Below are 11,802 nucleotides of genomic sequence, written 5' to 3'. Positions count from 1 at the left end.
ATTTTATATTTCTTATCCTTTAATAATATGGTAAACTTTGAAAATGTGATGAAAACGGAATATAATAATAGAGTAAGCGTTTCCAAGGAGGTAAAAATAATGACGGTAACCATTTATGATGTGGCACGTGAGGCACGTGTATCAATGGCAACGGTTTCTCGTGTGGTGAACGGAAATCAAAATGTAAAACCTGAGACGAGAGAAAGAGTTAATGAAGTAATTAAACGTTTAAATTATCGTCCAAATGCTGTAGCGAGAGGCCTTGCAAGCAAAAAAACAACAACAGTTGGTGTGATAATTCCCGATATTTCAAATATTTACTATTCCCAACTTGCTAGAGGGTTAGAAGATATCGCCACAATGTATAAATATCACACAATTATTTCAAATTCAGATGATGATCCTGAAAAAGAAAAAGAGATTTTTAACAACTTATTAAGTAAACAAGTAGACGGTATCATCTTTTTAGGTGGCACATTAACTACTGAAATTAAAGAACACATCGCTAAAGCTTCTATTCCTGTAGTTGTTTCAGAAACTAATGGTAAAGATGACGGCATTGCTTCTGTAAATATTGATTTTGAGAAAGCGAGTCAAGAAATTACAGAACATTTGATTCAATCTGGTGCTAAGAAGTTTGCATTTGTAGGTGGCGGTTATTCTAAAAAAGCTCAAGACGATGCGTTAAAAGGATTAAAAGCACAATTATCTAAACACGATTTAGAGGTAGATGACCATTTAATGTACGTAGGAAACGAGACATATAAAGATGGCTTACGTGCGTTTGAGAAATTAAGCACATACCAACCAGACGCTGTTCTATCTATCAGTGATGAACAAGCTATAGGTATAGTACATGGTGCAATGGATCAAGGCATTCGTGTTCCAGAAGATCTTCAAGTCATTAGTTTTAATAACACACGTCTTGTTGAAATGGTTAGACCACAACTGTCAAGTGTCATTCAGCCGCTTTATGATATAGGGGCAGTAGGTATGCGTCTTCTTACAAAATATATGAACAACGAAGAAATTGAAGAACCCAATGTTATCTTACCGCATAAAGTAAGATATCGTGGCACAACAAAAGTATAAACAATAACCCTTGTATTCGCCCGAAGTTAAATTACAGATAACTGTATTTTAGTCAAACATTGGGATACAAGGGTTTTATTGCATTTAAAAATTAATTAAAACCAATTTTTAATTTTTGTTGCGACACTCAAATTTTTTTGAGTAATTTCTGCAATTCTAGGAATAGACGTGTAGTCAGGAAATGATTCTTCCCAATTTTCAGGAATAGGTACAGGACTATAATGTTTCCATTTAGAAAGCCATGCTTCAGGTAAACGTCCTTCTAGTGGGGGATGATCAATTAAACTTAAATAGACATGACTCCAAGCCCGAGGAACAACACGCCATATGTTGTAACCCCCTCCACCAAGCATGACAATTTTTCCATTAGCATATTTTTTAGCGATTTCATTTACAAAATAAGGGATTTCATAAAGTGTATTCAAATCACAATGCATGTGAGTCAGTGGATCTAAATAGTGAATATCGGACCCATTAACGCTAATGACAAAATCAGGGTTAAATGTTGTTGCAACAGCTTCTAGCGTATCTTTAAATACGGTCATAAAACTTTCATGTTCTGTATAAGGCTCAAGAGGGACATTCACTGTATAGCCAAAACCTTGATCATCGCCACGTTCTGTGTAATGACCAGATCCTGGAAATAAAAATTTACCAGTCTCATGAATAGAGTAATTCATCACGTCATTAGAAGTATAAAATCGCCATTGTACACCGTCACCATGATGCGCATCAGTATCTACATATAATACACGTTGACCATAGTTATGAATGAGATGATGAATATAAATAGCAGCATCGTTATACACACAAAAGCCATTGGCACGTCCTTCTAGCGCATGATGCAAGCCACCACCTAAATGACAGCCATTATCAAACTGACCGTCCATAATTGCATCAATTAAATTTAGACCACCACCAACGATGTTGGCCGCACTTTTATGAATTCTAGGAAAAACATGTGTATCTTCATCATCTAAACCATATTTTGATTTTTCATCAGGGTTAAGTAAATTACGTTCACCACGTTTTATTGCCTGAATGTAGTCATATTTATGTACCGTCGCGATTTCATCTTCTGTTGCGATTCGAGGTTTTATGATTTGCGTTGGCTGCAAAAGGCCAGTAGATAGTAATAATTCTGTCGTTAATTTGAGTCGCATTTGATTAAAAGGATGTTTATTATGAAAGCGATACTGTAAAAGTGTATCAGCATAAACATAGCCCGTTCGTTGTGTTTGTTGATCTCCCATCTCACATACCCCCATTAAAAAAAGAACCGATTCATATAGCGAATATCATCAAATGCGCGCATTTGTTCAACTGTAATATTTTTGCCTATTCGCGCCATTAAACAATTGGCAGGATGACTCGTAATTTCAGGATCATCTGTTGCAAAAACCTCTAAACCTCCATTGGACATCATTCGTTGCATTAATTTTTTATATTCAAAAACGTCTAAACCAGAATTTTTAAGGTCCCAATGCCAGTAATATTCAGTCGTAATAATAATATAATTTTCTAGCTCTTTACTTCTTGTGCTTACTTTTAAAAGTTCACGACCTAGACCGAAATTTCGATAGGGTAAACTGATTTCAATTGCACCAAGTTCAAGTAAATAGGGCAAATTACCTGTAGACCATCGTTCCATTGGATCGGGATATAGATAAGTCACATAGCCCACGATGTGCATTTGATCTCGAATAATATAAATTCTTCCTTCATCTAGCGTACTAATATCCTGAATCGCTTCAAATTGTTCAATTGGTATTCGAAAAGCATTGAGGCCCTCATCAAATGTCATTTGTTCTAATTGTTGCTTTTCAACGGGTCCCTCAATGATAATCGTTTTATCGTTGACGACGACAGTTTCTTTTTCATATGTTTTAATATGTTCCATGAGCGACTCCTTTCAATTTCTTATATTACTCATAGTATAGCCAATTCATTCCCATTTTTCACGCATTATTCAGAATAAGTATAATTTTTTGAAAACATTGAATTCATGCGCTATAATTGCATTGAAAGCGATTTCAAACAAGGGGGTAATCCACATGAAAGTCGAAGTTTATAAAGGGGAAGAAGGAAACTTCAATTTAAAGGATTATGAGAGTACTTATAAAAATTTTAAATGGGAAGATGTTGAAAAAGCATTTTCTTGGTATGATACTGGAAAAATAAATATGGCATATGAATGTATTGATCGCCACGTTGATGAAGGAAAAGGCGATAAAATTGCCTTGAATTATAAAGATGATTCTCGTACTGAACAGTATACATTTGAAGATTTGCAAAAAAAATCAAATCAAGCAGCTAATGTACTAAAAGATAAAGCGAATGTCCAAAAAGGTGATCGTGTGTTCATATTTATGCCACGTACACCTGAACTCTATTTTGCATTTTTAGGAATTTTAAAAATTGGTGCAATTGTTGGGCCATTATTTGAAGCTTTTATGGAAAAAGCTGTGAAAGACCGTTTGGATAATAGCGATGCAAAAGTCATCATAACAACGAATAGTCTACTACCACGTATACCTAAAGATGATTTACCGCATCTAGAAACAATTATTATTGTAGACGATGAAGTTGATGAGCAATATGTCGACTTTAATACATCGCTTAAAGAGGCAAGTACAGCTTTTGATATTGAATGGTTAGATAAAGAGGATGGATTGATATTGCACTATACATCTGGTTCTACAGGTCAACCTAAAGGTGTAGTACATGTCCAAAATGCGATGTTCGTGCATTACATATCTGGCAAATACGTATTAGACCTACAAGAAGATGATGTTTACTGGTGTACTGCTGATCCGGGATGGGTGACTGGTACATCCTATGGTATTTTTGCGCCGTGGCTTAATGGGGCAACAAACTGTATTGCTGGAGGTCGTTTTTCACCAGAAGCGTGGTATAGTATGTTAGAGCAATTTAAAGTGACGATTTGGTATACTGCACCCACTGCCTTACGCATGTTAATGAGTGCAGGTGATGATTTAGTAGAAAAGTATGATTTATCTTCTGTACGCACTATTTTATCTGTCGGAGAACCGCTCAACCCTGAGGTAATCAAATGGGCGAAAAAGGTATACGGTAAACGTGTATTAGATACATGGTGGATGACTGAAACTGGCGGGCACATGATTGTGAATTACCCTAGTATGGATATCAAATTAGGTTCTATGGGTAAACCGTTACCAGGTATACAGGCCGCAATTATCGATAACGAAGGCCGCGAATTACCACCAAATCGTATGGGTAATTTAGCAATTAAAAAAGGTTGGCCATCGATGATGTATAAAATTTGGAAAAATCCTGAAAAATATCAATCCTATTTTATCGGCGATTGGTATGTTTCTGGAGATTCCGCTTATCAAGATGAAGACGGGTATTTTTGGTTCCAAGGACGCGTAGATGACGTTATTATGACAGCCGGAGAACGTGTAGGGCCTTTTGAAGTTGAATCAAAATTAGTAGAACATGAAGCTGTTGCAGAAGCAGGTGTGATTGGCAAACCTGATCCCGTTAGAGGAGAAATTATAAAAGCGTTTGTGGCTTTACGACAGGGCTATGAACCTTCTGATGATTTGAAAGAAGACATTCGTAAATTTGTTAAAGAAGGACTTGCTGCACATGCTGCACCACGAGAAATTGAATTTAAAGATAAACTTCCGAAAACACGATCTGGTAAAATTATGAGACGTGTACTTAAAGCCTGGGAATTGGATCTACCAACAGGAGATTTAAGTACGATGGAAGACTAATCAAGTTAACAAATATATTAATTAAAACATGGTGTGGGCGTATTTGTCGCACCATGTTTTATTTTTGATCTTCATCTGCACGGGTCAACCGCTTTTATTCGACAACAACGTCAGAGTTCGTTATTATTAAACGTGGAAATAGTTTTTTTTATAACTGTTTGTATGCGTTTACATACGCGTGAAAGTTTATGAAAATCATTTAAGGGGCTGAATATTGTGAGTCATTTATCAGATTTAGAAATTGCGAATCAAGCAACATTAAAATTTATTAGTGAAATTGCCAATAAAGCAGGTATTTCAGAAGATGCTTTAGAGCAATATGGTCACTATAAAGCTAAAATTGATATTTCTAAAATCAACACTAAAGGTGAAAAAGGTAAAGTTGTCCTTGTTACAGCTATGAGTCCAACACCAGCTGGTGAAGGTAAATCAACAGTAACAGTAGGATTAGCAGATGCGTTTAATAAAATTAATCAAAATGTAATGGTTGCATTACGTGAACCAGCGTTAGGTCCTATTTTTGGTATTAAAGGTGGCGCTACTGGGGGAGGTCGTGCTCAAGTTTTACCTATGGAGGATATTAACCTTCACTTTAATGGGGACTTCCATGCAATTACGACTGCGAATAATGCACTTTCTGCATTTATTGACAATCATATCCATCAAGGTAATGAATTAGGTATTGATCAACGTCGTATCGAATGGAAACGTGTCCTTGATATGAATGATCGTGCTTTACGTAATGTTGTCGTAGGTCTTGGTGGACCAACACAAGGTGTACCTCGTGAAGATGGTTTTAATATTACGGTTGCCTCAGAAATTATGGCAATTTTATGTTTAAGTACAGGTATTACAGACTTAAAACAAAATATCGCGAATATTACGATTGGTTATACACGTGACCGTAAACCAGTTACTGTTAAAGACCTTAAAGTTGAAGGTGCTTTAGCGATGATTTTAAAAGATGCGATTAAACCAAACTTAGTACAAACCATTGAAGGGACACCAGCATTAGTACACGGTGGACCGTTTGCAAATATTGCTCATGGTTGTAACTCTATTATTGCAACTGAAACTGCACGTGATTTAGCTGACGTCGTTGTTACAGAAGCTGGATTTGGTTCTGATTTAGGCGCTGAAAAATTTATTGATATTAAATCACGTAAAGCTGGATTTGAACCTAGTGCAGTCGTATTAGTTGCTACTGTACGTGCATTAAAAATGCATGGTGGTGTGGCAAAAGATAACCTTAAAGAAGAAAATGTTGAGGCCCTAAAATCTGGTATTAAAAACTTAGAACGTCATGTCAATAATATCCGTAAATTCGGTGTTGAACCTGTAATTGCGTTAAATGCATTTATTCACGACACTGAAGCAGAAACACAATTTGTTCAAGAGTGGGCTGAACAAAATAATGTACGTCTCTCATTAACTGAAGTTTGGGAGAAAGGCGGAGAAGGCGGAATTGACTTAGCACAAAAAGTGTTAGAAGTGATTGAACAACCTAATAATTTTAAACGTCTTTACGACTTAGAATTACCTCTAGAGCAAAAAATCGAAAAAATTGTAAAAGATATTTACGGTGGTTCGAAAGTAACATTCTCTAGTAAAGCGCAAAAACAGTTAAAACAATTTAAAGAAAATGGTTGGGACAACTATCCTGTATGTATGGCTAAAACGCAATATTCATTTAGTGACGACGCTACGCAACTTGGTGCACCTGAAAACTTTGAAATCACGATTCGTGAACTAGAAGCGAAAACAGGCGCAGGATTCATCGTGGCATTAACTGGTGCGATTATGACGATGCCAGGTCTTCCTAAAAAACCTGCAGCGTTAAATATGGATGTAACACCAGATGGTCATGCTATTGGATTATTCTAAAAATCGAATCTCAGCATTACTATTATGCTGAAATTAAAAAAACACCTTCATCGTACATGCGAACGCATGTGCTTTGAAGGTGTTAATTTTTAGAATAACCAAGTTATTTAAGTATAGGTAAAATAGGAAGTTTTATAAACGATGATACAGCATTATATAAATTTTTCTTGAATCGGGTAATCTAATGCTTGTTTATATTGTTGTTCTGTAATCATATTTTCAATATACATACGTTTTAACACATATCTTTGACGATGTATTGATGGTTGAATGGCTTCATGTGATTTAAGATGACCTTCTTTTGTATACGGGGTATAGAAATAAGGGCTTTGAACCAGTCCGGCAAGGTATGCAGCTTCTGGTAAGTTTAATAATTTAGGTGGCTTCCCGAAAATACCATAAGAAGCGGCCGTAATCCCTGTAATGTGCTGCCCGTGTTGGTTACGTCCAAAAGATACACGGTTAATATACGTATATATAATCTCGTCTTTCGTCATTATATTTTCTAAACGCATCGCGTACATGATTTCTTTTGCTTTACGATCGTAGGTCTTTTGGTTAGAAAGCAATTGATTCTTAACTAATTGTTGCGTAATCGTGCTACCTCCAGTAGGGTGGTCGCGGTTGAAAATATCTTGATACATTGCTCTAAAAATGGCTTTAGGTAAAATACCATGATGTGTATAAAATTGTGCATCTTCACTAGACACAATTGCTTTCGTTACATATGGTGAAACTTCAGCGGGACCGGCAATCAGTATCGGTGTTTGTTCATTGTAAAGTGCTATTAAATCGACATCACTTGATTGTACTTCAGGCAATTCAGGTAAGTTGGTAACAGCTTGAACGAGAGCATCATCATTAATATCATCTGTTTTAGAAACAATACTCGCAAAGTAACCTAATGCTAGCCCTATAGATAATATGAGTAACCAAATAGAACAAACAATAGACAGTATAAAGAGGCGCTTGATGTATTTAAAATAGTTATCATAGTGCTTTAAAAATTGTGCGATTTTTGATACTTGTGTCACCTTTTTATGGCCTCCTTTTTTCACATATAGTATAGCATAGTTTTATTTATTGGTATTTTTTATTATCATCATTAACATTGACTTTTCAATAGACACATTTTATAATATGAATCATTATAAATAAGTATTGAAGCTTAGGACAAGTAGCTTTAAGTTTATTTTCTAGAGAGTCAGTGGTAGGTGGAAACTGATAAATAACTTTAAGTGAATACACCTATAGATATGCTTTAACGTTTTAGCAATGTACGTAACATTGTAAGAGTATCCAAGTATGGTGGTAACGTGCAGAAGCGCCCTTACGTAATCGTAAGTGGTGTTTTTTTATTTTTTAAGGAGGTTTTGTAATGGCAAATCAATTATTAGAAGAATTACAATGGCGTGGTTTGATTTATCAACAAACAGATGAGGAAGGTATTGAGAATTTACTGAATAAAGAACAAGTCAAATTATATTGTGGTGCTGACCCAACAGCTGACAGTTTGCATATTGGTCATTTACTACCTTATCTGACTTTACGTCGCTTTCAAGAGCATGGTCATAGACCTATTGTATTAATTGGTGGTGGCACAGGAATGATAGGTGACCCTTCAGGGAAATCTGAAGAACGTGTCTTACAAACGGAAGAACAAGTTGAACAAAATGTAAAAGGTATTCAAAATCAAATGACACAATTGTTTGATTTTGAAACAGAAAATGGACCTATTTTAGTGAACAATAGAGATTGGTTAAGTCAAATTTCTTTAATTGAGTTTTTACGTGATTTTGGTAAGCATGTGGGTGTGAACTATATGCTTGCGAAAGATTCTATTCAATCTCGTTTATCAAATGGGATCTCTTATACTGAATTTACGTACACGATTTTACAAGCCATTGATTTTGGGCATTTAAATAGAACTTACGATTGTAAAATTCAAATTGGTGGTTCAGATCAGTGGGGGAATATAACAAGTGGCATTGAGTTAATGCGCCGTATGTATGGTACAACAGATGTTTATGGCTTAACAATTCCATTGGTAACGAAATCAGATGGGAAAAAATTTGGTAAATCTGAGTCAGGGGCTGTTTGGTTAGACAAAGATAAAACGAGCCCTTATGAATTCTATCAATTTTGGATTAATACGAGCGATGAGGATGTTATTAAGTTCTTGAAATATTTTACATTCTTATCACAAGATGATATTGAAGCGTTAGCGCAATCCGTTGAAAAGGAACCACATTTACGTAAAGCTCAAAAAGCACTTGCCGAAGCAGTAACACGATTTATTCATGGAGAAGAAGCATTAGCTGAAGCAGAACGTATTTCTAAAGCTTTATTTAGCGGTGACTTAAAAGCTCTGACGGCTAATGAAATTAAAGCAGGCTTTAAAGATGTGCCACAAGTGACGATTTCAAAAGCAACAACAAATATTGTAGACGCACTTGTAGAAGCAAAGATTTCATCTTCTAAACGTCAAGCCCGTGAAGATGTGACTAATGGTGCAATCTATATCAATGGTGAACGTCAACAAGATTTACAATATACACTTTCTGATGATGATAAATATGATGACAGTTTCACGATTATTCGACGAGGCAAAAAGAAATATTTTATGGTTAATTATGCATAATAAAAAGTCCCTTTTCAGATTGCATTCTGTTAAGGGACTTTTTTAAATTAATTTGCTGAATCAAGAGTGACTTTAACTTTTATAGATTTACCATCACGATTTACAGTAAATGTAACATCGTCACCTGGTTTTTTATCTTTGTAAAGATAACCACGTAAATCTGAATCGCTCTCAACTTTATGTCCATCAAGTGCAGTGATGATATCGCCACGTTTTAAATCAATACCTTGACGTGGGACATTAGCAACGTAGACACCTGAATTTGTCTCTAAGCGGCGCTTATAACTATCGGGAATATCAGCTACATTAATCATTTCAATACCAATTGAAGGGCGTTTCACTTCACCATGGTTTACAAGTTGTTCAATCACAAGTTTAACCTCGTTGCTTGGAATCGCAAAGCCAATACCCTCTACTTGAGGTGCTGCAATTTTTAAAGTATTAATACCTACAAGGTTACCGTTTAAATCCACTAATGCGCCTCCAGAGTTACCAGGGTTAATAGCAGCATCTGTTTGGATAACGTTCACTTTATTACCACCGGCTGATGTATCCGTCGTAATGGTGCGTTCTTTTGCGGAAATAATACCTGACGTTACAGTGTTTGCAAACTCTAAGCCTAATGGATTACCCATCGCAAACACACTATCTCCGGTTTTGACTTTACTAGAGTCTGCAAATGACATTGTTTTAATGTCATCTCGATCTTTAATTTTCAACACGGCTAAGTCTGTTAAAGGATCTGTACCGACTAATTCTGCATCAACTTGATGTGAATTATGTAATTGAATTTTAATTGATGATGCGCCTTCAATCACATGGTTATTTGTCACGATGTAGGCGTTTTTACCATCTTTTTGATAAATCACGCCAGAACCGATACCAGAAGGTTTAGATTTAGGTGATTTACCTTGAATCAAATCGTCTAGATTTTGCGCTTTTTGGACATTAATGACACCCACTATAGAAGGGGCCTTGTCATTAATCATTTGATTAACTGATTTATACTTTTCGCTTTTACCATCTAAATTACTACCGCCAGAACCTTTATCGCTTTCATTTACATGTGAACCTGAGTTCGACGAAAATTGAGATGTTACTGATGAAAACAGTTGGACCATTCCAAATGCGAGCAGACCACCAATTAAACCTGCTGCAAGTGCAATCAGTATCGTTTTAAACCATGGAAACTTTGGTTTATCTCGATAAGGTGGTTGAGGGGTGTGGTGTTGATTCGATTGTTGTGAGGGATTAAAATTATCTTCTTCTCTCATAAAATACCTCCTTTATCACTATTATGCTATGTTACGCGCTATTTGACCAGTCAAGAGTACTCCAACTAAGGTCTTATTTTGAAATGAGGTTGTTGAAATGACAACTAAATGATAGAATTTAAAGGGTTATAGAACGAAGAGAAGTAGGTGTTTAAATGTTATATAAAGTTATCGCTAAGGCATTAGATTACATTATTGTGAAACGACTAAACAATTTAGAGGTCGTTGGTTTAGACCATAAACCGAATACTAACCGTTATGTTGTGACGTGTAATCATGAGAGTTATAATGAAATCGTTTTATTAGGCTTAGCGTTATTTCCAAATGAAATTCACTATATGGCAAAACAAGAATTATTTAAAACAAAATTAATGAATCGCTTTTTCACAGCTTTAAATGCCTTTCCAGTAAATAGAGACAATCCTGGTCCAAGCACGTTAAAGACTCCGGTGAAACTATTAAATGCGAACAAAACAGTAGGGATTTTCCCTTCAGGTCACCGTACTTCTGTTGAAGTACCTTTAAAGCGTGGAGCAGCAACGATTGCGATGCTGGGTAAAGCTCCTATTATACCTGCCGCATACGTCGGTCCAACTAAAATTTTACACATGTTCACGAAAAAGGCCTATATTAAATTTGGTGAACCTATCGATACGACGGCGATTCCTAAAGATTTAAAGCGTCAAGAAAAAGTGGATTATATTACAACACTTTTGACTGAGCGTACGCGTACATTACAAAAAGAATTAAATGACTACGTCAACGCTAAATAATGGTTATGAAGAGCAGTGTTATTATAAAAATTACCATGTTTTACGGTATTTATAATTAACTTGCTCTCTTTTTATGTTATAGTTACTTTATCTGAAAATTCTGTTTATGGAGGTTGCTGAATGGATAAAGTTATTTTATTTGATGTGGATGGTGTATTTTTAGATGAGGGAAGATGTTTTGACGTCTCAGCGTTAGCAGTGTATGAATTATTATTCGACAAAGCATATTTAAACTTAAATCATAAAATTGATTTATCTCAAATAAAAGATTCACAAATTCAAGCAATACGAAAAGAAATTTTTGAAGGGGATCTCATACTCAATCAATTAAAATCTCTTGGTGTAAACTCTAATTGGGATATGTTATTTATAGT

Annotated in this window: 9 protein-coding genes and 1 pseudogene; 6 read left to right on the top strand and 4 right to left on the bottom strand. The window is 35.5% G+C overall.

The window, feature by feature from the left end; all coding sequences use genetic code 11:
- Positions 1–99: 99 nt before the first annotated feature.
- On the top strand, positions 100–1,092 hold the full coding sequence (ccpA, locus tag CD172_RS06200; protein ID WP_103345794.1) for a catabolite control protein A: 993 nt from the start codon (positions 100–102) through the stop codon (positions 1,090–1,092).
- Between the two features lie 95 nt (positions 1,093–1,187).
- Here ccpA and CD172_RS06195 read toward each other — a convergent pair whose 3' ends face one another.
- Together CD172_RS06195 and CD172_RS06190 are read right to left on the bottom strand one after the other, a co-directional pair.
- Positions 1,188–2,345 carry an acetoin utilization protein AcuC gene (locus tag CD172_RS06195; protein ID WP_060551261.1) on the bottom strand — a complete coding sequence of 386 codons (1,158 nt, stop codon included), beginning with the start codon at positions 2,343–2,345 and terminating at the stop codon, positions 1,188–1,190.
- Positions 2,346–2,359: 14 nt separating this feature from the next.
- The gene (locus CD172_RS06190) at positions 2,360–2,992 is read right to left on the bottom strand and encodes a GNAT family N-acetyltransferase (protein WP_060551260.1); all 633 of its coding nucleotides are present in this window, start codon (positions 2,990–2,992) and stop codon (positions 2,360–2,362) included.
- A 154-nt stretch (positions 2,993–3,146) separates the two neighbouring features.
- Between CD172_RS06190 and acsA the strand changes: the two genes are divergently transcribed.
- Together acsA and CD172_RS06180 are read left to right on the top strand one after the other, a co-directional pair.
- Positions 3,147–4,856 carry an acetate--CoA ligase gene (gene acsA, locus CD172_RS06185; protein ID WP_103345793.1) on the top strand — a complete coding sequence of 570 codons (1,710 nt, stop codon included), beginning with the start codon at positions 3,147–3,149 and terminating at the stop codon, positions 4,854–4,856.
- Between the two features lie 216 nt (positions 4,857–5,072).
- Complete coding sequence (locus CD172_RS06180; protein ID WP_103345792.1) at positions 5,073–6,740, top strand: formate--tetrahydrofolate ligase; 1,668 nt, start codon at positions 5,073–5,075, stop codon at positions 6,738–6,740.
- A 152-nt stretch (positions 6,741–6,892) separates the two neighbouring features.
- On the opposite strand, the gene CD172_RS06175 is transcribed toward CD172_RS06180, so the two are convergent.
- Positions 6,893–7,774: a transglycosylase domain-containing protein gene (locus CD172_RS06175; protein WP_086375141.1), complete on the bottom strand. Its 882-nt coding sequence runs from the start codon at positions 7,772–7,774 to the stop codon at positions 6,893–6,895.
- Positions 7,775–8,118: 344 nt separating this feature from the next.
- On the opposite strand from CD172_RS06175, the gene tyrS reads away from it, so the two are divergent.
- Entirely contained in the window at positions 8,119–9,381 is a 1,263-nt protein-coding gene (gene tyrS, locus CD172_RS06170) for a tyrosine--tRNA ligase (protein ID WP_060551256.1), read from the top strand.
- Positions 9,382–9,428: 47 nt separating this feature from the next.
- Here tyrS and CD172_RS06165 read toward each other — a convergent pair whose 3' ends face one another.
- Positions 9,429–10,655, bottom strand: a complete 1,227-nt coding sequence (locus CD172_RS06165) for a S1C family serine protease (protein ID WP_103345791.1) — start codon at positions 10,653–10,655, stop codon at positions 9,429–9,431.
- 155 nt (positions 10,656–10,810) lie between these two features.
- Here CD172_RS06165 and CD172_RS06160 point away from each other — a divergent pair, with 155 nt between their 5' ends.
- Together CD172_RS06160 and CD172_RS06155 are read left to right on the top strand one after the other, a co-directional pair.
- Positions 10,811–11,428: a lysophospholipid acyltransferase family protein gene (locus CD172_RS06160; protein ID WP_103345790.1), complete on the top strand. Its 618-nt coding sequence runs from the start codon at positions 10,811–10,813 to the stop codon at positions 11,426–11,428.
- 120 nt (positions 11,429–11,548) lie between these two features.
- A pseudogene (locus CD172_RS06155) lies at positions 11,549–11,802 on the top strand (HAD family hydrolase); the annotation flags it as partial.

The sequence above is a fragment of the Staphylococcus agnetis genome, from assembly GCF_002901865.1.
GTDB classification, from domain to species: domain Bacteria; phylum Bacillota; class Bacilli; order Staphylococcales; family Staphylococcaceae; genus Staphylococcus; species Staphylococcus agnetis.
The sequence above is the reverse complement of the archived record's forward strand: the minus strand, read 5'-3'. Positions and strand labels throughout refer to the sequence as shown.